The 22539-nt window shown below is 65.2% G+C and carries 18 protein-coding genes and 1 pseudogene; 6 read left to right on the top strand and 13 right to left on the bottom strand.

The window, feature by feature from the left end:
- Positions 1–37: 37 nt before the first annotated feature.
- Positions 38–1987: an HlyD family type I secretion periplasmic adaptor subunit gene (locus QXZ94_RS09695; protein WP_315720225.1), complete on the bottom strand. Its 1950-nt coding sequence runs from the start codon at positions 1985–1987 to the stop codon at positions 38–40.
- A gap of 3 nt (positions 1988–1990) precedes the next feature.
- Entirely contained in the window at positions 1991–3775 is a 1785-nt protein-coding gene (locus QXZ94_RS09690) for a type I secretion system permease/ATPase (RefSeq protein WP_315720224.1), read from the bottom strand.
- An 828-nt stretch (positions 3776–4603) separates the two neighbouring features.
- Here QXZ94_RS09690 and QXZ94_RS09685 point away from each other — a divergent pair.
- Genes QXZ94_RS09685 through QXZ94_RS09675 form a run of 3 tightly spaced genes read left to right on the top strand, consistent with a single transcriptional unit; the run spans position 4604 to position 7745 of the window.
- Positions 4604–4783: a hypothetical protein gene (locus QXZ94_RS09685; protein ID WP_315720223.1), complete on the top strand. Its 180-nt coding sequence runs from the start codon at positions 4604–4606 to the stop codon at positions 4781–4783.
- Complete coding sequence (locus QXZ94_RS09680; RefSeq protein ID WP_315720222.1) at positions 4780–6711, top strand: ethylbenzene dehydrogenase-related protein; 1932 nt, start codon at positions 4780–4782, stop codon at positions 6709–6711. Before QXZ94_RS09685 ends, QXZ94_RS09680 begins: the two co-directional genes overlap by 4 nt.
- Positions 6711–7745, top strand: coding sequence for a 2Fe-2S iron-sulfur cluster-binding protein (locus tag QXZ94_RS09675; protein ID WP_172108699.1), 1035 nt, complete (start codon positions 6711–6713; stop codon positions 7743–7745). The genes QXZ94_RS09680 and QXZ94_RS09675 overlap by 1 nt, the downstream gene beginning before the upstream one ends.
- 43 nt (positions 7746–7788) lie before the next feature.
- Here QXZ94_RS09675 and QXZ94_RS09670 read toward each other — a convergent pair whose 3' ends face one another.
- Positions 7789–8646, bottom strand: a complete 858-nt coding sequence (locus QXZ94_RS09670) for a VOC family protein (RefSeq protein ID WP_315720221.1) — start codon at positions 8644–8646, stop codon at positions 7789–7791.
- A 150-nt stretch (positions 8647–8796) separates the two neighbouring features.
- Here QXZ94_RS09670 and QXZ94_RS09665 point away from each other — a divergent pair, with 150 nt between their 5' ends.
- Positions 8797–10107 carry an FAD-binding oxidoreductase gene (locus QXZ94_RS09665; protein ID WP_315720220.1) on the top strand — a complete coding sequence of 437 codons (1311 nt, stop codon included), beginning with the start codon at positions 8797–8799 and terminating at the stop codon, positions 10105–10107.
- Between the two features lie 104 nt (positions 10108–10211).
- Here the strand turns inward: QXZ94_RS09665 and QXZ94_RS09660 are convergent, their stop codons facing one another.
- The 7 genes from QXZ94_RS09660 to QXZ94_RS09630 form a co-directional block, all read right to left on the bottom strand.
- Positions 10212–11834 carry an ABC transporter ATP-binding protein gene (locus tag QXZ94_RS09660; RefSeq protein ID WP_315720219.1) on the bottom strand — a complete coding sequence of 541 codons (1623 nt, stop codon included), beginning with the start codon at positions 11832–11834 and terminating at the stop codon, positions 10212–10214.
- Positions 11831–12661, bottom strand: a complete 831-nt coding sequence (locus QXZ94_RS09655; protein ID WP_172108707.1) for an ABC transporter permease — start codon at positions 12659–12661, stop codon at positions 11831–11833. The genes QXZ94_RS09660 and QXZ94_RS09655 overlap by 4 nt, the downstream gene beginning before the upstream one ends.
- Before the next feature lie 2 nt (positions 12662–12663).
- Positions 12664–13641, bottom strand: a complete 978-nt coding sequence (locus tag QXZ94_RS09650) for an ABC transporter permease (RefSeq protein ID WP_315720218.1) — start codon at positions 13639–13641, stop codon at positions 12664–12666.
- Positions 13642–13664: 23 nt separating this feature from the next.
- Positions 13665–15281, bottom strand: a complete 1617-nt coding sequence (locus tag QXZ94_RS09645; protein ID WP_315720217.1) for an ABC transporter substrate-binding protein — start codon at positions 15279–15281, stop codon at positions 13665–13667.
- Between the two features lie 319 nt (positions 15282–15600).
- Complete coding sequence (locus QXZ94_RS09640; protein WP_315720216.1) at positions 15601–17220, bottom strand: ATP-binding protein; 1620 nt, start codon at positions 17218–17220, stop codon at positions 15601–15603.
- A complete protein-coding gene (locus QXZ94_RS09635; RefSeq protein WP_315720215.1) occupies positions 17217–17918 on the bottom strand; it encodes a response regulator transcription factor in 702 nt (233 codons plus the stop codon). The genes QXZ94_RS09640 and QXZ94_RS09635 overlap by 4 nt, the downstream gene beginning before the upstream one ends.
- Positions 17919–17941: 23 nt before the next feature.
- The gene (locus tag QXZ94_RS09630) at positions 17942–19417 is read right to left on the bottom strand and encodes a DUF4173 domain-containing protein (protein WP_315720214.1); all 1476 of its coding nucleotides are present in this window, start codon (positions 19415–19417) and stop codon (positions 17942–17944) included.
- A gap of 210 nt (positions 19418–19627) precedes the next feature.
- Between QXZ94_RS09630 and QXZ94_RS09625 the strand changes: the two genes are divergently transcribed.
- Complete coding sequence (locus tag QXZ94_RS09625) at positions 19628–20980, top strand: glycoside hydrolase family 3 N-terminal domain-containing protein (protein ID WP_315720213.1); 1353 nt, start codon at positions 19628–19630, stop codon at positions 20978–20980.
- Between the two features lie 33 nt (positions 20981–21013).
- On the opposite strand, the gene QXZ94_RS09620 is transcribed toward QXZ94_RS09625, so the two are convergent.
- Both QXZ94_RS09620 and QXZ94_RS09615 read right to left on the bottom strand, forming a co-directional pair.
- Positions 21014–21301, bottom strand: coding sequence for a hypothetical protein (locus QXZ94_RS09620; RefSeq protein ID WP_315720212.1), 288 nt, complete (start codon positions 21299–21301; stop codon positions 21014–21016).
- A 120-nt stretch (positions 21302–21421) separates the two neighbouring features.
- Positions 21422–21611, bottom strand: a pseudogene (locus QXZ94_RS09615) (DUF3072 domain-containing protein).
- A gap of 105 nt (positions 21612–21716) precedes the next feature.
- Between QXZ94_RS09615 and QXZ94_RS09610 the strand changes: the two are divergent.
- A complete protein-coding gene (locus QXZ94_RS09610; protein ID WP_315720211.1) occupies positions 21717–21947 on the top strand; it encodes a hypothetical protein in 231 nt (76 codons plus the stop codon).
- A gap of 81 nt (positions 21948–22028) precedes the next feature.
- Here the strand turns inward: QXZ94_RS09610 and QXZ94_RS09605 are convergent, their stop codons facing one another.
- Complete coding sequence (locus QXZ94_RS09605) at positions 22029–22385, bottom strand: hypothetical protein (RefSeq protein ID WP_315720210.1); 357 nt, start codon at positions 22383–22385, stop codon at positions 22029–22031.
- Between the last annotated feature and the right edge of the window lie 154 nt (positions 22386–22539).

The following is a 22539-nucleotide window of genomic DNA, read 5'->3' as shown; positions in this document are numbered from 1 at the left end:
CTCGAAGGAGGTCGCAGACCGCGCCTGTTCGGCCTTATTACTCCACGAAGGCGCGGCGCCACTGATCGAGAACCGGCTTCATCAGATAGCTGAGCATCGTCCGGCTGCCGGTCTGGACGTAGACTTCGGCCTGCATGCCGGGCATCAGATTGACGCCGCCGAGTCGCTTCCGCTCCTCGTCCGACAGCGTGATCCTGACCGTGTAGAAGGTCGAGCCCGTCCGCGGGTCGTTGGTGATGTCGGGCGACACGAACGAGACTTGGCCGCTCACCTGCGGTGTGGTGCGCTGGTTGAAGGCATTGAAGTGCACCATCGCATCCTGTCCGGTGTGCACGTGATCGATGTCCTTGGGCTGCACATGCCCCTCGACCTGCAGCTCGTCGGAGTCCGGAACCAGCTCCATGATCGTCTCGCCCGGCTTGATCACGCCGCCGATGGTGTGAACGGCGAGCTGATGGATGGTGCCGGAGTTCGGTGCGCGCATCTCGATGCGGTCCAGCTGGTCGCGCGCGGCGACGCCCTTCTCGACCAGATCGCCTTCCTTGGCCTGCGCCTCGCTGAGATCCTTGACCACCTCGCTGCGGAAATCCTGGTCGATCTTGACCGTCTGCAGCTCGGCTTCGCTGATCTTTGACCTGGTCTCCGCGACGCTGGACACCAGCTGGCCGCGCTCGCCATCGATCCGGGCGGCTTCCCGCTGCAGCGTCGTCAGTCGCGTCAACGGAACGAGGCGCTTGTCATAGAGATCCTGCACGCCGGCGAGCTCGCCCTTGATCAGGTCGATCTGCTTGCCCTTCGAATCGAGCTGGGCTTCCATGCCGCTGATCTCGTTGTTGAGCTGGACGATGCGTCCCTGCAGCAGCTCCTTCTGGCTCCTGCGCGTGACCGCACGGGCCTTGAACAGCGCGTTCTCCGAGGCGATCACCGCACGAACGTGAGGATCGTCCGGGCGCGACGTCAGCGTGGTCGGGTAGTCCGGCTGATCGAGACCGTCGCGTTCGGCGGAGAGGCGGGCAATCTTGGCGCGCTGCTCGTTCAGCTGCTTGGTGATCGACTGCAACTGGGCCTGGCTCTGAGTCGCGTCGAGCCGCACGAGCAGATCGCCGGCAGCCACACGCTTGCCATTGTCGACCTTGATCTCCGCGACGATGCCGCCGGTGGGATGCTGGATCGCCTTGACGTTGGATTGCACCACGAGATTGCCGGGCACCACGATCGCGCCGGCCAGCGGCACCAAAGTCAGCCAGCCTCCGCCGAGAACCCCCGCCACGAGCAGCACACGCAGGCCGAGCCGCAATTCGTTCTCGAACATGCGGCCGACGCGCGGGACGAGCGATTCGTCCGAGCCGTCGTCGAGATCCGCCGCCGTTCCCTGCGTGGCGATGAAGGTCATGCCGGTCGTCAAGGCCGTGCCGGCGGTGCCGACGAGGCGGCGGACGCCGGTTTGCGGAACGGCAGGCGCATGCGCGAGACGGGCAGGCAGATTCTGCTGTCCCATCGTGCGCGGAGCAACGCCGAAGTCGTCGTCGCGCCGCGCATTCCTGAGATCGACGAGGGCGGCGGAATTGTTGTTGCCCGGCATCCGCGCGGGCGCATGGCGTGGCGGCGGAGACAGCTCCGGCTCGTAGCCGCGCGTCGGTACCGGCTGCTGCCAGTCCATCTCGCGGATGCCTTCACCCCGGCGTGCTCTCGGCGCTTGGCCGCCGAGACCGAACAGCGACAACGACGCACCGATGGCGCGGCCCATCGTGCTGCCTTTCTTCTTGCGCGGCTTGGGCCTGACTTGCGATGGCGGCGGGCGCCGACGCTTCTTCCCGTCGCGCGAGCCGCGGCGCTGCCGCGGGTCTTCGTCCGAGCCGTCGTCGAACGCGCCTTGCAACCGTTGCAGCTCGAGGATCAGAGCGTCGCCCTGCGGACCGACGGCGCGGGTCTTGGGACGCACATAGTCTTCGTCGTCAAAGGGCCTGAAGTCGTTGATGTGTTTCATGGATCAAGCGCTTTCTGCTGGGGCGGCGCGACGAAGCGTTCGGGCGTTCGGATTTGGCGCTGCGACCGGAGCGGCAACCCTGGGTGCAGCGGTGGCGTGCGTGACCGCTGGTCCAGCAGGAGCCTTGGCGCCGGCGACGCGGGCAAAGATTTCCTGACAGGGACCGAATGCGATCGCCTTGCCCTCGAAGAGCACCAGCGCCATGTTGAGCGCATTCAGAGCGCTCGGGCGATGCGAGATGACGATGACGATGCTCTGATTCTGCTGTCGCATGATCTGAATGGCGCGGCTGAGCGCATTCTCGCCGTCGGTGTCCAGATTCGCATTCGGCTCGTCGAGGACGATCAGGAACGGATCGCCATACACCGCGCGGGCAAGACCGACGCGCTGGCGCTGACCGGCCGATAGCGACATGCCGCCCTGGCCGATTCGCGTCGAGTAGCCTTCCGGCAGCCGCAGGATGATGTCGTGCACGCCGGCGATCTGCGCCGCCTTCAGGATGGCATCCGAGCTCGCATTCTCGTCGAAGCGGCAGATGTTGTCGGCAATGCTGCCGTCGAACAGGGCAACGTCCTGCGGCAGATAGCCGATGTGGCGACCGAGATCCTCGTTGCTCCACTGGTCCAGCGCGGCACCATCAAGCCGGACCGTTCCCTGCACGGCGGGCCAGATGCCGACCAGCGCCTTCGACAGCGAGGTTTTCCCGGAGGCGCTCGCGCCGAGCAGCGCGAGGCCCGTGCCCGCCTTGATGGAGAACGACACGTTGTGAACGATCGGGCGGTCCGTGCCCGGTGCTGCAACGGTCAGCTCCTGGACGGCCAGCTCGCGGAACGGGCGTGGCAGCGCCACCGGCGGCGCTTCCGGCCTGGCGGTCGCTCTGCAGATGTCGCGCAGGCGCACGATGCCCTGGCGCGCGGCGACCAGCTGCTTCCAGCTGCCGAGCGCGATCTCCACCGGCGCGAGCGCGCGGCCCATGAGGATCGACGACGCCATCATGACGCCGCCGGACGCCTGCTCGGAGACGACGAGCGCGGCGCCGATCCCGAGCATGCCCGACTGCAACATGAAACGCAGCACCTTCGCGGCCGCGCCGAGATTGGCGTAGACGTCGCTCGCGCGAATATTGTCCTTGAGATAGCGCTCGTTGACGGCGTTCCAGCGCGCCGAAAAGCGATCCAGCATCCCGAGCGCGCGAATCACCTCGGCATTGCGCTGAGTGGCATCGGCGAGAACCTGGCGCGCAGCGCTGGTGTCGCTGGCGGATTTGCTCGCCTGCCGCGACAATCGTTCCGTCACGAGCGTCATCGAGACGATCGCCACCGTGCCGAGAACGGCAGTGATGCCGATCAGTGGATGAAACAGGAACATGCCGATCAGGAAGATCGGAATCCAGGGCATGTCGAGAAAGGCGGTCGGTCCCATGCTCGACATGAAGGCGCGGAGCTGGTCGAGATCGCGCAGCGGCTGCTGCATCAGCATCGGCTTGGTGCCGCGCAGGGGCAGCGTGGCCAGCGCGTGGTGAATGGCGTCCTGCAAGCTTGCGTCGAACACGGTCGCGACACGACACAGCATGCGCGTGCGCAACGCGTCGAAATAGCCCTGGATGACGTAGACGGCCAGAATCATGACCGAGAGGCCGATCAGCGTCGCCAGGTTCTTGCTGGGAACCACGCGGTCGTTGACCTGCATCATATAGACGGAGCCGGAAAGCATCAGGACGTTGATGACGCCGCTGAACACGCCGATGCCGGCCATGCGCTTGACAGCCTGCCGCAATCCGCGCGTCACTGGATCGTCGCTTCCCGAGAGAAGGTCAGTGAGGGCAGCCGCAGCTTTCGTTCGCGGGCGGTCTTGAGCCAGACTCATCCAGGCGCGTCTCCCAAAGGCTAGTGCTTCAATCAGCGCTCTTGACAGTCGATGCCGACGATTTTCCGGCAACAATTAGACACGCAGCCCTTTCTGTCGCAGCCGTCGGGGACGAATTCTCCGGGGCACGGCAAGTCGCCGTGCCGGCCGCAGGCCGACGAAATCGTTCGCGGCGATCACGACGATCCGGAATCCGCTTACGATCTTCGATGGTTGCGGTGTGATGACAACCAACACGCAAGGCGTGCGTCACACATTCGTCGGCCTATCACCTTGCTTCTGCACTCATTGGCCGTGGTCCGGGCCGATTGACGCCACGAAGGCGAATAAATCTTCCTGCGGTGCAACGCACATGCGTTGTCATTCGACGGCGGTGCGGAGAACTGACCATGGCGACGGCGGCAACACATGGACACTTCGGTTTCGCGCATCGGCCTGAGATCCACGACCAACACTGTCGGCCGTCGTAGTTGGTAGTACGTTCTGTCAGCGAACGCGCTATCGCGATGGGTCCGGCAATCGGTCGCATGACGACAGTCAGAACAGATCAGGGGAGGACGAAGCGGGCCAGTTCCCATGCGATCCGAGCAACCCGTCACCGGCTCGGTCCGCAACAACTGACCAACCACAGACGTGATCCACGCGGTCGCGTTGAAACGTAACGTGGCAACGATCGGCATGGAGGGCGGCGCGGTTTCGCCGAAATCAGACGAAGCAGTTGCTCACTGAGAGTATCCGGGGGACGACAAGTTGGACTACATCACCATCATCGGGACGCGTGATGCGGGAATGGATTTGAGCCAAGAACGGGCCATGCCTGCACATCAGGCCATCCCGCGCCAGATCCATCCGCCGAAACGAAATTCGGTCACCGGATCGGCGGTGAGTCGCGCCGATCGCGTGCGCGCAGGTCGGGAGGCGCACGCATGAAGATTCGCAAGACCGATTACGGAACGATCATTCTGCACTGGACCCTCGTCGGGGCCACCGTGATCGCATTCCTGACGGGGCTTCGCATGGCGACCGAAGCGCCGGGACACGCCTGGATCGCAAACAACCTCGACTGGTTGCTGCCACGGCACCGGACCTGGACCTGGCACATGCCGGCCGGAGTCGTGCTGGCGAGCGTCGCCGTCGCCTACATGATCTATATCGCGAAGTCCGGGCTCGGCCGTCGCGTCACCGTCGACAAGATGCGGTTCAAGGGTCTGCTCGGAAAACGGCCGGCGCGGCTCGGTTCGATTAGCGTGCTGCTGCACTGGACGCTGTTCATCTCCATGGCGACGCTGATCGTCACCGGCGGAATGCTGTTCTTCGGCGTGGCGTCCGGTTACGTGACCATGATGATCCACTGGTACGCGACCTGGGTCATTCCGGCGTTCGTGGTGCTGCACGTCCTGGTTCACTTCAGCATCGGCGGAAAGATGCAGCTCTATCGCGTGTTCCGGCCGGCGCCCTTGCCGCCGCCGCCGCCGAAACTCGACCCCGTTGAACTCCTCACAATGCTGGTGGAGCAGTCGGAGAAGCTGGAGGAGGCCGAAGCGCCGCCGAGGAAACCCGCGCCGGCTGCGCGACCCGCCGCGCGTGACCCGATGCCGGCGCCGCGCCGCATGGAGGAGCCGATGCGCGGCCGCGCCGAGCAGCGCATGCCGCCGGGACGGATGCGCCCACCGCCGGCGCCCGCGAAGGGCAACTCGCGTCGCCGCAACCCGAGCTTCCAGGCCAACCCGTTCATGGTCGCAACGGCCGCAGCCATCGTGATCGGCTCGGCGATGTTTGCAGCCGACTACTACGCCGAGGACAGCGTCACGGTGTACCGCATCGCGTCCTCCGATGCGCCGACGCTCGACGGTGATTCATCCGATCGTGTCTGGCGCAATATCCAGCCGCACATGGTGACGACCAACCAGGGTGACAATTTCGACGGCACCGGCGAATCACGCGTGTGGATCAAGGCCGCGCATGACGGCACATGGGTCTACTTCCTCGTCATCTGGGAGGATCCGACCCGTTCGCTGAAGCAACTGCCGATGATCAAGAAGGCCGATGGCTGGCATCTGCTGCACAACGGCTTCGAGAAGGGCGACGAAAACGACTTCAACGAGGACAAGTTCTCGCTGCTGTTCACGACGCTGCCGATCACGCTGGCCGCAGACCGAACGTTCCACATGAGCTCGCAGCCGATGCCCGACAAGCCTGCGACGCTGTCGGGACGCGGCATTCACTACACGCCGGCGCCGAATCTCTATGCCGACGCGTGGCTGTGGAAAGCGACCAGCGGCGGCCCGACCGGCTGGATGGACGACGATCATTTCGGACCCCCGGCCGAGGCGACGCCGGATCAGGTCAAGGGCCTCGCCCCCTATAAAGGCGGCTTCGCCGCCGATCCGGGCACCGCGAACTATTCGGACAATTTCGTGATCGACAGGGAGGCTGCAAGGCTTGGAAATCGGGGCGTGAGACCGAAGCGCCTTCCGAAGGACGTCGCGGCCATGACCGCCGCGATGGGCGAGATCAATCTCGATCCCAACATCGGCGAGAGCGAAGGCGCGCGCTGGTTCATGACGGAGGCCGAATCGGTGCCGTATTCGGCCGAAGCCGACGCGCAGACGCCGATCGGGACGGTGGTGCCCGGCGTTCTCGTCAGCGGCGAGTTCACCGGCGACCGCGCCGACATCCGTTGTGCCGCACGTTGGGCCGCGGGCCACTGGACGCTCGAAATCGCCCGCAAAATAGACACGAAAAGCAAATACGACGTTGCCATCAAGAATGGCGTGTTCATGCGTGTCGCAGCGTTCGACCATACCCAGATCAGACATACGAGGCAGATCCGGCCGATGCGACTTGAGGTGCAGTGATGGGTAAGATTTGCAAAATCCAGTACAACAGGGAAACGTTCTACGCGAATGTGGGCGATATCCTGCTCGACGGCGCCATCAACAGCGGCGTGGATTTGCCCCATGACTGCCGCAGTGGAATCTGCGGTTCGTGCAAGGTGACGGTCGTCGACGGCAAGCTGTTCGGCGGTATGGAAGGCGACATGGCGCACGCATGCCAGGCGCGTGTCGTATCCGACCTCAAGATCATCACCGAGCCCGTGCCCGATACGGTGACCATGAATTGCGAGGTGGGTGATCTGGTGCGGCTCGCGCCCGACGTCGTCGGCGTGACCATCGAAATGCCGAAGCCGCTGCGGTTCTTCCCCGGACAATATGCAAAGGTCCAGTACCGCGGTTTTCCGACGCGCTGCTACAGCCCGACCTATCCGATGGTCGGCGCGCCCGACAGCCATCTGCTGTATCTGCACATCCGCATCCTGAAGGATGGCTTGGTGTCGTCGGCGCTCGGCCGCGACATTCAGGTCGGCCATCGCGTCAAGCTGACGGCCCCGCTCGGTACCGCGTTCTTCCGTCAGAAGCATCGCGGCCGGATCATCCTGGTGGCGAGCGGCACCGGCTTCGCGCCGATGTGGGCGATTGCGGTGGCGGCCATCACCGAGAATCCGAAGCGCGAGATCGTCTTCATCGTCGTGTCGCGCACGCTGCAATCGTTCTACATGCATCAGGCGCTGTGCCGGCTGGCGCGCTTTCCGAACGTCAAGATCATTCCGATCGTGTCGGAGCCGCAGAACGTCTCGCCCGCGATTCGGAGCGGCCGTCCGACCGAGCACATGCCGGAGCTCACGCCGAATGACGTCGTCTACACCTGCGGCGCGCCGGCGATGACCGATGCAGTCGCCAAGATGTCACGCGCGGCCGGCGCTAAGTGTCACTGTGATCCGTTCGTGTCGTCGGCGCAGCCGTCAGAGTCGAGCGGCGGACTGATGGACCGGCTGGTGGGCTGGCTCGACAGCCAGCGGGGCCGTCCGGCCATGTTCCAGCCCGCGGAGTAAGCTCGCAGCGGCCGCGGAACGTGCGGCCGCTGCGTCGGCCCGATCAGCCGGCGATGAAGGCGAGCAGCGTCCCCGTCGCCGATGTCGGGGCCACCACGAGGCTGGCGCCGCTGCGGACAGCCTGCGTCCCCAGCGCCTTCTCGGTGGCGGCCAGATCATGCGAGGCCAGCACCAGGCCGGCGCCGCCGCGCTCGGGCAATCCCGCGAGTGAAACGGCGGGATAGCGCGCCGCCAACTGGTCCCGGGTCAGGAACACGAAATCGGCACGGTCGCCGCCCGAGGCCACGGTCACGGCGCCATCCGCTTCACTGCGGCCGTCACGGTCGATCAGGCGCGACATGTGCGCGGCATCCTTGGCCGGATCGGGCGTGACGATCAGCGCCTGCTTCAGCTGCCTGGCGCCGTTGGCATGGGTCATCAATTCCGGAATCCACACCGTCTCACGCGTCTTGTGCTGGCAGGCGAAGATGCGCAGGCCGCCCGGCGCCTCGGCAACAGGCCATTGGAAGACACGGAATTTCGCGGCCGAGATGGTGCCGTCGGGCAGCGGCACGGGGCGCTCGAAGTCGATGGGTCCGATCGGCTCGAAGCCATGGCTGCGGATTTCCTCGGCGCCAGCTGCGGAATCGATCGCCGTGAAGGCGATGCGCTCGATGCCTTCGCCGCGTTGCGCGAGGAAATTGCGGGTCGGAACGTTGTGATCGGTCTCGGCGAGAATGCCAAGCAGCTCGATGTAGTCGGGATCGAGCATGATGGTGTAGTTGCCCGACCCCATCTTGGCGCTGTGGGTCCCGCGCGGCGACAATGTGAAGCCGAGCTGTTTCCAGGTCTGGGCCGCTGCGTCCAGATCCTTCACCACGACAACCGCGTGATCGATACCGATGACATTCTTGAGGGCCACGCGTTTGTCTCCTTGCAGCGAACTTGGCATATTGGCGGCCGAACTATGCCCAATCGACCCATGCGCCGCAACCGGCGCAGCCGGGCGCTGGGTGCAAGGCAAGATCGATCTCCGGCAGGGCGGTCGACCAGCAAGGATGAGCTGTCCACGATGAGCACCACGACGAATTCCGTTCAATGGCCGCCGTCCCTGTGGGCGGCGCAGACCCCGCCCGGACCTGAGCTGCCCGAGCTCCAGGGCAGTGTGCAGGCCGATGTGGTCATCATCGGCGGCGGTTTCACCGGACTGTCGACGGCGCTGCATCTGCGCGAGGCGGGGACGGACGTCGCCATCGTCGAGGCGATGGAGGCAGGCTGGGGTGCGTCCGGCCGGAACAACGGTCAGGTCATTCCGACGCTGTCACGTCCCGATCCGGACGACCTCGTCGCGCGACATGGCGCCGCTGGCGAGCGCTTCGTGGCAATGTTGCGCGACAGCGCGTCCAATCTGTTCGACACCGTGAGACGCTACAACATCGACGCCGAGCACGAGCAGGCCGGCTGGGTCCAGCCGGTGCATACGCCCGGCCGCATCAAGATCGCCGAGCGCAGGTTCAAGCAGTGGTCGAAGTTCGGCGCGCCCGTCGAGCTGCTGTCGCGCGATGAGGCGCGCGACATGCTCGGCTCGGACGCCTGGCATGGCGGCTTCTGGAACAAGACCGGCGGCCACATCAATCCGCTTGCGCTGGCGCGCGGCCTCGCGCGGACGGTGTTGAGGCTGGGCGGCCGGATCTATGCGCGCTCGCCCGTGATCGATTTTGCCCGGCGGGGGGATCGCTGGATCGTGCGCACGGCGCGGGGGGAGCTGTCGGCGCGCGCGCTGGTGCTCGCGAGCAATGCCTATAGCGGCGAGTTCTCCAAGGCGCTCGCACCCGATATCGCGCACGAGGTGATGCCGGTGCTGTCGTGGCAGATGGCCACGCAGCCGCTGTCGGACAATATCCGCAAGACCATCATCCCGGCGCGGCAGGCCATGTCGGACACCCATGGCGAGCTCTATTTCGCCCGATACGATGCCCGCAACCGTCTGGTCACCGGCGGCGCCGTGATCGGCCCCGGCAACAAGGCCGAGCGGCTGAAGGCGCGGGTCGCCGAACGCCTGCAGCGGCTGTGGCCGCAGATCGGCGAGGTCAGGTTCGACTACGTCTGGAACGGCTATGTCGGCATGACCACGGATTACATGCCGCGCATTCATCGCCTCGGCCCGGATGCCTACGGCTGGACCGGCTGTAACGGTCGCGCGGTCGCGCTCACGATCCCGCTCGGTGCGGAGCTTGCCAAGGCGGTGCGCGGCGTGCCCGCAAACCAACTGGCCTTGCCGTTCACGGAGCCGGTCACCATTCCGGCGCACGCGCTGCTGCGTCCGTTCGCGCCGCTGATGCTGCTGCTGTACCGCTATCGCGACGCTCGCGAGATTGCCTAAAGCGCGATGAGATCAGGATGAATAGTCATCGCGCTTTAGGTCGTTGTTTGCGCATGATCTTTTCGGAAAACCGCTGCGCACTTTTCCGGATCATGCTTTAGCGTTCAGCCATGCGCCGTCCGGGCGAAGTCGCCGCCCGGAATCGCCTCGAGCAGCGCCTGGGTATAGGGGTGCTGCGGGCTGCCGAACACGTCGCGGGTGAGTCCGTGCTCGACCACGACACCGTCCTTCATGACGGCGACGAGATCGCAGATCTGGGCGGCGACGCGCAGATCGTGCGTGATGAAGATGATCGACAGGCCGAGCCGCTCGCGCAAATCGCTGAGCAGCTTCAGCACCTGCGCCTGCACCGAGACGTCGAGCGCCGACACCGGCTCATCGGCCACAAGCACGGCAGGCCTCAGCGCGAGTGCCCGCGCAAGTCCGATGCGCTGCCGCTGGCCGCCCGAGAATTCATGCGGAAAGCGATCGGCCGCTGACGGATCGAGCCCTACCAGGTCGAACAGCTCACGTGCTTCGGCGAGCGCTTGGTTCCGCGGCGTGCCGTGCACGATCGGGCCCTGCGCCACCAGCTCGACGGCCTTGCGGCGCGGGTTCAGCGAGGCGAACGGATCCTGAAACACCATCTGCATCTGCTGTGTCCGCTCACGGATGTCGCGGCGTGACAGCCGGGCCCAGTCTTGACCGTTGAGCAGGATCGATCCCGCATCCGGATCGATCAGGCGGATGATGCAACGCGCGAGGGTGGATTTGCCGGAGCCGGATTCGCCGACGATGCCGAGCGTCGCCCCCTTGGGCAGTGTGAGCGAGACATCCTTCACCGCATGCGTCACACGCTCGCCGCGACCGAGAAAGCCGCCGGTACGATAGGTCTTGACCACGCCGGAGAGCGTGAGAATGGCGTCGTCCGACAGCGGACGCGGTGGTGGCGCCGCAACCGGCGGCACCGCGGCGATCAGCTGCTTGGTGTAGGCGTGCTGCGGATGACGCAGCACATCCATGGCGGGACCGTGCTCGACCACGACGCCATGCTGCATCACCACCACGCGGTCGGCGATCTCGGCGACGACGCCGAAGTCGTGGGTGATGAAAAGCACGGCGGTCTTGCGGCGCTGTTGCAGCTCACGGATCAGCTTGAGGATCTGGGCCTGTGTCGTCACGTCGAGTGCCGTGGTCGGCTCGTCGGCGATCAGCAGCTTCGGATCGAGCGCCAGGGCCATTGCGATCATTGCGCGCTGGCGCTGGCCGCCGGACAGCTCATGGGGATAGGCCTTCGCCGCGCGCGGCGGATCGGGAATGTTGACGTCCGACAGCAGCGACAGCACGCGCGATCGGATCTCGGCTTTCGACAGATCGGTATGGATGTCCAGGACCTCGCCGATCTGGTCGCCGATCGTACGCAATGGATTGAGCGCCGTCATCGGTTCCTGGAACACCATCGCGATGTCGGCGCCGCGGATGCGGCGCATCTCGGCCGCCGTCGCGGTGCAGAGATCGTGGCCGGCGAACAGGATGCGGCCGCCGTCGGTGGTCACGCCGTCCGGCAGCAGCCGCATGATCGTGTTGGCCATCATCGACTTGCCGGAGCCGGACTCGCCGACGATGCAGACGATCTCGTTTTCGGCGATCGAAAGCGAGACCTCCGAGATGGCGTGAGACCGGTCGGCCCCCTTCGGCAAGCGGACGCTGAGGCGGTCGACGGTGAGAATCGTAGCTGTCGCACTCATCGTTGCTTCAGCCGCGGGTTCAGGGCGTCGTTGAGACCCTGGCCGACCAGCGACACCGCCAGCACGGTGGTCAGGATGGCGACGCCGGGAATGGCCGAGACGTACCATTGCACGCGTAGCACGTCGCGCCCGAGGCCGATCAGATTGCCCCAGGAGGCGACATTAGCGTCGGACAGCCGCAGGAAGGCGAGCGCGCTTTCCAGGAGGATCGCAACCGCCATCACGACGCCCGCGTAGACGATGACGGGCGGCAGTGCATTGGGCAGGATCTCGCGCAGGATCAGTTGCGTGTCGCGCATGCCGAGGGTGCGGCCGGCCTGGACGAATTCGCGGCTGCGCAACGAGAGGAACTCCGCCCGTGTGAGCCGCGCCGGCGCGGGCCAGGACACGATGCCGACTGCGATCGTCACCGTCGTCAATGTCGAGCCGAACACGGCCACCAGCACCAGAAGCAGAACGAAATTCGGCAGCGTCTGAAAGGCCTCGGTGATCCGCATCAGGATGTTGTCGATCCAGCCGCCATAGTAGCCGGCGAGCGCGCCGACCATGATTCCGATCGTCACGGCAATCAGCGTCGCAACGCCGCCGATCAACAGCGAGATGCGAGCGCCGTGGAAGATCTGGGCCGCAATATCACGGCCGGAATTATCGGTGCCGAGCAGGAAGCGCGGATTGGCGAACGGCCAGATCAGCGGCCGGCCGGCGAGCGCGAGCGGATCGCGCGGGTACAGATAGCCGGCGCTGATCGCCATGCCCACGACGATCAGCAGCAGAATCAGGCCCAGCACCGCGGCCGGACTGCGAAAGTAGCGCTTCGCTGCGTCCATGTTCAGCTCTCCGCCGTGATGCGCGGATCAAGCCGCGCGTAGAGCAGATCGGTGACGAAGTTGACCAGGATCACGAGCAATGCGGACACGAAGACGATGCCGAGCAGCGTGTTCAGATCGCGCTGGACCACCGACTCGTAGGCAAGGCGCCCGAGACCGGGCAGCGAGAACACGGTTTCGACGACCACCGATCCGCCGAGCATCGTTCCAGCCTGCAGTCCGATCAGTGTCACCATCGGCAGCAGGGCGTTGCGCAGCACGTGGCGGGTGACGATGCGGGTCTCGTCGAGGCCCTTGGCGCGTGCGGTGCGGACGAAGTCGAGGTTCAGGACCTCGAGCATCGAGGCCCGCATGATGCGCAGATAGATCGCCAGGAAGATCAGGCCGAGCGTCAGCGACGGCAGCACGAGATGACTCGCAATGTCGAGCACGCGCCAGACCCCGGTGCTGACGGCGCCGATGTCCTCGAAGCCGCCCGCGGGCAGCCATTGCAGATAGATCGAGAACACCACGATGGCCATCAGGCCGAACCAGAACGAAGGCGTGGCGTAGAAGATCAGGCCGACCGTCGAGATCAGCGTATCTGGCCAGCGGTTGACGCTGCGTGCCGCGATGACGCCGAACACCAAGCCGAAGAAGAACGCGAAGGAGAGAGCGGAGGTCATCAGCAGCAGGGTCGGCGGCAGGCGCTCCAGGATCACGGCGGCGACCGGCTTGCCGTAGATCGCGGAGAAGCCGAGATCGAGCCGCACCAGCCGCCATAGATAGTTGGCGAGCTGCACCGGGACCGAAACGTCAAGGCCATAGAAGCGGCGCAGCTCGCGTGCGGTGGCCGCATCGCCGCCGCCCATCTGCGCCATCATGGCGTCTACCGTGTCGCCTGGCGCGAGCTGCAGCAGCAGAAAGACGCCGATCAGGATCAGGAACAAAGTGGGGATCGAGGCGGCGAGACGCCGCCCCGCAAGGCTCAAGATGCGCATGGCCTATCCTGACGGATTCCGGCTCAGGCGGAAAGCCAGAGATCGTGCCAGCTCGACGATCCCCAGCGCGGCGTGTTGGAATGGTTGCGCGCCTTCGCGGTGATCACGGTGACGAAGATCTGCTCGATCGGCATCCAGACCGGCAGCTCGGTGTTGGCCTCGCGCACGAAATCGGCATAGAGCGCCTTGCGCTTGGCCGGATCGACCTCGGTGGCGGCATCGTCGATGATCTTGTCGATCTTGGCGTCGTCCCAGCCCCACTGGTTGGTCCAGGGTGCGCCCTTCGGCTGGCCGGAGCGGTACCAGACCGTGGTCGAGACGGCCGGGTCGTTGCGATACTGGTGCCAGCCGGTCGCCAGATCGAACGCATGCTCGTCGTAGACCTGCTTCAGGAAGCCGCCGCCGTCGTTGCGTACGATCTCGATTGCGATGCCGACCTCGCCGAGCGACTGCTGGATGAAGGTCGACCACAGCGAGATGTCCTCGCCCCACGGCGCGGGCAGCAGCTTCAGCGCGAAGCGCGTGCCGCCGGCGCCGGGCTTGTAGCCGGCCTCGTCGAGCAGCGCTGCCGCCTTGGCCTTGTCGTAGGGGTATTGCGGCGTGTTCGCGCCGGGATAGAAGTCCGTCGAGGTCGACGGGATCGGACCGGTGCCGAGCTTGGCGAAATCGCCGAGGAAGTTCTCGATGAAGAAAGGCACGTTGATCGCATGCGCGATGGCGCGGCGGACCTTGACGTCCGACAGCTCCTTGCGCCGGACGTTGAACTCGAGCGTATTGGTGCGGGCGTTGCCCTCGTTGCCCTTGGTCGAGACGATGAAGCGCTTGTCCTTGCCGAGCCGCGCCATGTCGGAGATGGTCAACCCCGAGAATGGGCTGTAATGCAGCTCACCCGCCTCGAGCTGTGCCGCCGCGGCGGCGCGATCGGTGATGACCTTCCAGACGATGCGATCGAGATAGGGGGCGTTGGCGCGCCAGTAGTCGGCATTGCGCTCGGCAATGACGTATTGACCGCGCTCGTATTTGACGAACTTGAACGGGCCGGTGCCGACAGGGGCGAGGTTGGCCGGATTCTGGCGGATGTCACCGGTCTCATAGATGTGCTTGGCGGAGACGTAGCCGAGATCGGGCAGGGCGCGCAGCAGAAGATTGAGCGGCATCGGACGCTCATAGCGGAAGATCGCGGTCTGCGGATCCGGCGTATCCACCGCCGTCAGGAACAGTTGCAGGGTCGATCCGTAGTTGAGGATCTTCTTCCACATGTTCATGGCGGTGAAGGCCACATCCGCGGACGTGAACGGCTTGCCGTCGTGCCAGCTGATACCTTTGCGCAGCTTGAAGGTAATGGTCTTGCCGTCGGGGGCCGCCTCCCAGCTCTCGGCGAGCACTCCGACCGGCTGGCCGTTGGCGTCGAGGTCGACGAGGTTCTCCTGGATCTTTCCACCGATTATGTAGACGCCGGTCGAGGCCTGCAGGCTCGGATTCAGCTGCCGCTGCTCGGCGCCATAATGCACGTTGAACACGCCGCCCTTGCGCGGCGTCTCCTGGGCAAAGGCACGAAACGGATTGACGACGTTGGCGGCAATCGCAGCGGAGGTCAGAAGGGCGGTGCGGCGATTGATTTCGAAACGGCTCGAATTCATCAAGGTCTCCCGAAGGACGCAGCAACAAGGCTGGCCGATGGTGCAATAGCCCTTGAGCTTACGCGGATCGCGCGCCCAAGTCATTCCCAATTGCGCGGCCGAACCGTCGCAGCTGCGATGGCCCGGGATAGCCGACGCAAGATGGATTGCTCGTATACGAACGTTCGGCAGGATGGCCAGGCTTTGGCGGCGAGGGGCAGGGAAATGGTGTGCTGCCGCTGGCGACGGCGCACGGGTCCCCAGCCGCCCCGCGCCCGGCGTCCTCCACAGACAGATTTGCGCCTGGTCGGCAACCTCCGAGAAGGGGAGAGGTATGTTGCTATTTCAGATGGGGCTGTCGTGATTCTCCGCGGGCCGGCAGACGCAGCTCGAAACGGACGTTGTGCTCGGCCGGCAGAAGATTGATCTCTCCGCCATGGCTCATCATGATAGCGCGCACGATGGCCAGTCCCATTCCGGTGCCGCCGCTGTCGCGCCGGGTGGTGAAGAATGCGTCGAAGATCCGCTCGCGGTTCGCAGGCGAGATCGGAGTGCCGTCGTTGCCGACCGTCAGGACCAGCTGGTCGGCATGGTCCTCCGCCTCCAGGCTGATGGTCCGGGCTTCGTGGCGCGCGGCGTTGTCGGCGAGGTGGGTGAGGACGATCAGAAGCGTCTCGCTCGATAGTCCGACTTGTCGCTCCAGCACGCCGCGCGTCTCGATCTGGAGCGTGGGAAACCGCTCGCGCAGCTGGGGAATGACATCGATCAGGCTGCTTGTCTCGCTCTGCTGAACGGCTTCGGCGCGGGCGAGCTCGCGCAGGCGCTGCGCCATCCGATCGAGCCGCTCCGCATCGCCCAGGATGTTGCTGAGAAACCTTTCCTGCTCCGCGGGGGTGAGAAGAGCTGAAGATGTCTGGAGCGAGTCCAGCATCAGCTCGGCGGCGCCCTTGATCGAGGTCAGCGGCGATTTGAGCTCATGCGTCAGATGAGCGGAAAAATTTCTGATGTAGTTCGAGCGCCGCGCGAGCTGTGCGGCCATGGCGAAGAAGTGCTCGGCCAGCTCGGCGAAGTCGCGCGTGCCGTAATGGGCGAGGGGCCGGAAGCCCTGGGGATCGTTGCGGCCGATCCTGCCGGCGCGGTCGACCAGCTCGCGCATCGGCCGGGTGATCGTGCGCGAGACGATGAGGCCGACCAGCAACGTGGTGAGAATGATGGCGGATCCCGCGGCGATGAACTTGCCGCGTTCGACATAGAGATGCTCGAAGATGTTGCGGGGCGTTCGCGATGTGTAGATGACGCCGGCGACGTGATCGTCGACGACCACCGGCATGGCCGAAAACACATGGACGCCGACGCCGCGGCTGATCGAGTAGATCGGCGGCGGCGCCTTGTCGGGAATGCGGATGCGGAGCGCGGCGCTGTATCTTCCCTTCAGCGCTGCGGCGACCTCTTCGATATGGGCGAGCGATCTGCCCATCTCGTCGCGGCCGGCGATGACCACACCCTGCGGATCGAGCACGCGAAACCCGGCCAGCGTCACCTTCTGCGTCTCGCGGATGACCGGCAGGAGACGGGCGCCGATCGCGACATAAGCGGGGTCCGCAGGCCGGACGGCCTCGCGGGCGTCGGGACGGCGGACGAAGAGATCGTTGGCCAGCAGATCGAGCAGGGGACGGATCGGCGTCACCTCGTCGGAGGCGTCGGGCCGGGCTTCCGGCGGGATCTCGGCGCCCAGCGCAATGCCGGAGGCGAGGCGCGCCGTGACCTCCTCGGCATAGACCGCCGCCAGCACCCGGCTCTGTGCGATCAGCTCGGCCTGGGTCTGGCGGATCAGCTGGTTGTCGTAGATGCGGAAGAAGAACAGCCCGACCAGCGGCAGGGTCGCGACCAGCGCCAGGACGCCGAACACGATCTGTCCAAGCGACGGCCGCCATTTCTTCTTCGGCTTCGGCGCGATCATGCGGCCCCGCAGCGGCCGAGCCTGAAGCCGACGCCGTGCACCGTCTCGATGGCGTCCTCGCAGCGCGCAGCGGCGAGCTTGGCGCGGATGTTGCGGATATGGCTGTCGATCGTGCGGTCGGAGACCTGGATGTTGAGCTGATAGGCGGCGCTCATGATCTGGTCGCGGCTGAACACGACCGTCGGGCGCGTCATCAGCGTGCGCAGGATGCTGAACTCGAGCGCGGTCAGGGTCAGCGGCGTGTCGCCGTAACGGGCGAGATGCTGCTGCGGGTCGAGCCGGAGCCGGCCATGGACGAGCTCCTCCGGCTCGGCCGAGCGATCACCCCCGCCGTTCGTGACTCGCCTGAGGATGACATTGATGCGGGCGACGAGCTCGCGCGGGCTGAACGGCTTGGTCACGTAGTCATCGCCGCCGATTTCCAATCCGAGAATACGATCGATCTCCTCGTCGCGGGCCGACAGGAACAGGATCGGCACCTGCGAGGTGCGGCGGATGCGCCGGCAGACCTCGAGGCCGTCGAACTCCGGCATGCCGACGTCGAGCACGATCAGATCCGGCCGGTCCTCGGCGGACCTGGCGAGGGCGGCGCGGCCGTCGGCCGCCTCCGTCACCGTCATGCCCGCTTTGCTCAACGCGACGCGCAGCACCTCGCGGATGTGCGGATCGTCGTCGACGATGAGAATTCGAGGGGACAAAATGGAGCCTCCGCGGCGGGACATCAGTTTGGCTTCTGCGCCAGGGGATGTGTATCGAGATAGCGCTGCAAGCGCCAGCCGCGGAAGGTCCAGGAGCGCCAGTTCGCCATGTCGCTTGCCTGCTGCTCCATGAGCCGGTCGTGCACCCGGGACAGTCCGGCCTCTCCAGGCGACAGCAGCAAGCTCCGCCGCACCGCTGGCAGGGCCTGCGGACCGAGGATCGAGAGATGCTGCACGTCGATGGCGGCCCCGCTCCGTCCTGCCTCACGGCTGTGGGCGACGTTGTAGTCGGCGATCAGCCCAGAGAAGTTGACGAGCGTGCAGGCATAGAGGGTCGCGGCGAGCGTCATCAGGTTCATGCGGACGAGCCACGCAGTCGGGCGGTTCAGAACGATCCGGATTACGATCAGGACCAGACCGATGGCAACCAGCCCCATCCAGATCAGTGCCGCGATGCGCCAGTGCGTCAGGAGGTAGGTTTCGATGTAGATGTGGACCCGCTGGATCGAGGAGAGCACCAGCAGAAGGTTCTGGCCGACCCAGAGGTAGACCAGGGGACGGATCAGCCGCGGCTCATCGTCCTGCCCGGAGCGGACGGCGGCGAGGACGAAGACCGCGGCCAGCAGCGCCGTGACGATCAGCGGATAGGCGCCGCGATGGGCATAGGTAGCGTAAGTCACCCCGTCCGGAAGGGCCGCATGTCCCCACAGATACGCACCATCCAGCGCAGTCTGAATCGCAAACAACAGGTTGAACAGGATCAAGGAGCGCACGACGGTCTGCGGGCTGAGCAGGGGCACCACGGACGGCGGCATCTGGTTGGCCTCGGGTTCGACCGGCTGGCTCGGCGGCGTCGTCCGCTGCCTCCAACGCAGATTGATGAACGGCCAGATCAGGGACAGCATCAGCAGCCAGAAGAGGGGACGTCCGAAGCTCAGGCTGGACACGAGGCGCTGGGGGCGGAGTTGATCGAGCCACTGCTCGATCACGGGGTTGGCGGCGGCGAACAACAGGCTGAAGACGAGTCCGAGCGCGAGCGGGATGCTCCAGGTCAAGAGCAGCCGCGTCAGATCATGGCTGCGGAACGTTGTGATCATGTCGGGTATCAGCCGGAACGGCCCGATCAGCAGCAACTGCCTTGCGGCGGTGAGCGGCAGGCGAAGTCCCTTGACGGCCGGATTGGTCGACAGGGCGACGGCCGAGATCGCCGTGACGACGACGATCGACAGCGACGGCAGGGTGAAATCCTCGACCGCCGGCAGTAGGCCAACGACGAGGACGATGGCCGCAAGGATCGCGCGCCGGCGGTCGATGCCGGCATGATTCACCAGCATGCTGGCCGCGACCAGTGCCGCGGCAAAGATCGGAAAAGAGAGCCCAACGGTCTGGTCATAGAACAGCACGTCGGCAAGCCCGAGAAGGCCGAAGGCGACGGCGAATTTGTGCCACATGGGGAAAGAGACGGCCGGAGCGGCCGTCAGCTCTGCGGAGCTGGTCATTGCGGGATCCTCGAACGAGTCGCGATGCGGCCGGCGCTTGCCAGCCGATGAGCCAACATGACGCGGCCGCGTGCAGGGGCTCACGAAGAGGTCTGCAGCATTTCAGGATTTGTTTGCAGATATCGTGCAGATGCGATTCCGCGGCTGGCGCCGGCGGATCGTCATTGTTACGCAAGGGTCGTTGTCTCCTTGCAATGATCGGCCTCACACATGCTCGGGCGTATCAGGACGCTGGTCCTCTGGACCCTTGCTCTGCTCTTCATCTTCATCACGTTCAACAGCAACGAGCCGTATCTGGTCCGCCTGCGCGGAACCGGCCACGCAGCCTTGCTCGTCATCGGCCTGGCAGCTCCGCTGCTGCTCTTGCTCAGCGGCAGTTGGGGACGAGGTCCCGCGGGGCGGCTGTTGGTGCTGATATGGTGCATCCCGCTGTTCGCGTTGACATCGACGCAGTTCATGTTCGGCTGGCGCAAGTACGAGACGTTTCGCACAGACCCGGACGTGGCCCATCTGCTCGGGCGGCACTTCATGGTCGGCTACACGGTCCCGGAGGATGCCGCGGCGCTGGCACGGCGGGGCTTGATTGCCGGCGTCTATGTGACCCACCGCAACGTGCGCGGACGGACAATGGCTCAGCTGCGCGCCGAGATCGCGCGATTGCAGGCCGAGCGCCTGAATGCCGGGCTGGCACCGCTGCTGGTGTCGGCAGATCAGGAAGGAGGCCGCGTCGCGCACCTGTCCCCGACAGTGCCGAACATGCCCGGGCTTGCGACGCTGGCCGATCTGCCCGCGCCGCGTCGCGCGCATGACGCCTTCGAGATGGGGCGCGCTCAAGGACAGGCGCTGGCCGCAGCTGGTATCACCTTCAACCTGGCGCCGGTCGTCGATCTACGTCCGCGCTGGAAGCGCAACCGCTTGGACTTCCACACGCTGATAGGACAGCGCGCGATTTCCGACGATCCGGCTGCGGTGGGCGATATCGCGCTCGGTTATGTCCGCGGCCTGGAGGCAAGCGGTGTCCGCGCCGCGGTCAAGCACTTTCCCGGCCTTGGCCGCGTCGCGGCCGATACCCATCACTTCTCGGCGCAGCTCGACACGCCGGCCGATGTGTTGGAGCAGTCGGATTGGCGACCGTTCCGTCAGGTGCTGGACAATTCGCACGCGGCGATGATGGTGGGTCACGTCGTCGTCGACGCGATCGATGCAGAGCGGCCAGCCTCGCATTCCAAGGCCGTGCTTCAAGGCCTCATCCGCGACCGCTGGAAGTACAACGGCGTGATCGTGACCGATGATCTCGTGATGGGAGCGATCTACGGCCGCGACCTCTGCAGAGCCGTCGTGGAGGCCCTCAATGGCGGCGCCGACCTTCTGCTCGTCGCCTATGACGGCACGCAGTTCCATCGGGTGCTGGGCTGTGCCAAGCGGGCGCTGGCGCAGGGACGGATCGACCTGAATGCGCTTCGAAGAAGCGACGAGCGGCTCGCGCGCTGGCAGCAAGGGGACGATAGATCTCTGGCGGCCAACGTTTCGGAAAGCTCTGCCTCCCGGAGGCACGTCGACTGAGACGAGAGCGAACCGATGAGGATAGCTCGTTCGTCAGCGCGGACCGTTGCCGGTCCAGTTGCGCCAGGCGACGTTGGAGAGGCTGCGCAGATCCGTTCCCAATGGTCGTCGGGTCTGCTTGTCGTGTTGACCGACGACCTGTTCCGACTCGCGGATCTTGAGCAAAAGCTCCGCGACCTGCCGTTTGCTCCGCTCGATCGCCCTGGCATCGGCACTCTCGCCGATGGTGAACCGCGCCGTTTCGATCTGCTTGAGCGCCGCGCGGTTCTTCTTGAGCTGAGCGCGATGCCAGGCGACCTTGCTGTCACTGTCCGCAACCATGGTGCACTCCCGAGGAATACCGCAAAGATTAGACAACCGGCTCTTGATTCGCGACCGCTCCTGCCTTGGTTCCGAAGCACTCAGATACCAATCCGTGTCGGCTCGTCCCTGGATCGCGGCTCACTCCAACTCTGCGGCCCGTCTCAACTCATCGATGAGTTCCGAAGCCTGCGCCTTGGTCCGCACGTGCTGTGTCGGATCAGGCCGACCTGTCTGCTGGCCAAGCGTCTTCAAGTAAGAGGCTTGCGTCCGTCATCGGATCGTCTCCCGAAGTCCAGTTCCTCGGATCTTTTTCGATCTTTCCGGTCATGATGGACCTCCGTTGATGCCCTCACTCACAAGCTCGAACACTTCTGGCTTGCAATTCGTTCCCTGTTTGTTCTAGAATGCTTCACGACCTTGGCATGGTGGACAGATGCGCGACCTCAGTTTCATTCGAGCGGAAATCGACCGGATGCGTGTTCAGGTCGGCCGGCAGCAACGTGAAATCGTTCAATTGCAGCGCGCCGGAGTTGCCACAGAAGCGGCGCAGGCGTTGCTCAAGCGCATGCTGACGACGCTCGACGACCTGCGCGAGCAACGTGAGCGGCTCAAGCTGGAAAACTCTGATGGGGTCCCCCGTCGCAGGGCGGCCAGACACGGCTGAGGTGTCCGCATCGCAGGCCGAGAGCGGTGCCGAGATGTGAGGACCTGGCTCGCCTGACACGTAATGGTCAGTCTGCTTGGCTCATGACGACCTCTGCGTCGTATTCGTCCGATGCGAAGGTGACAGCTGTGAGCTGGTCTCGCGTGAGGTGTCGGCACCGCGTGCGCGCGGGATCACGATGTCCTGTCCGGAACCTACCAGTTCGTCGGGGGCCGCGTCGCACGGCTTGATCTCGAAACTGTTGTCGAGAACCTTCTCACCATGCGCGTCCAACGTAACCAGGTCAGCCTGTTCGGCGGCCTCCCAGACCTCGCGCTCGGTTCGAAACGGACGCGTCAATCGTTCGTCGTTCTCAAATAATGCGTAAGGCACGAGGGGACTCCAGATCGCATCCGTCGACAGAGCTGCCAGGCCTCCGCGTCGCGCGGGGACGGCCAAGTTTGCTCGCTCTCTACAAACAGCGTCCGCCGTCGGCTGTTCCACGGAGGAGTCTAGGCCGCTGATCGACCAGTTGTGACGATCGGTCGAGGCTTGCATCGGGAACGATGGTCCCGTGCGCAAGGTTGCCCGCGGTGTCAATTCAAACCGGAGA

Origin of the sequence: Bradyrhizobium sp. SZCCHNS2022, from assembly GCF_032377575.1 — a bacterium.
Taxonomy (GTDB): Bacteria; Pseudomonadota; Alphaproteobacteria; order Rhizobiales; family Xanthobacteraceae; genus Bradyrhizobium; species Bradyrhizobium aeschynomenes.
The sequence above is the reverse complement of the archived record's forward strand: the minus strand, read 5'-3'. Positions and strand labels throughout refer to the sequence as shown.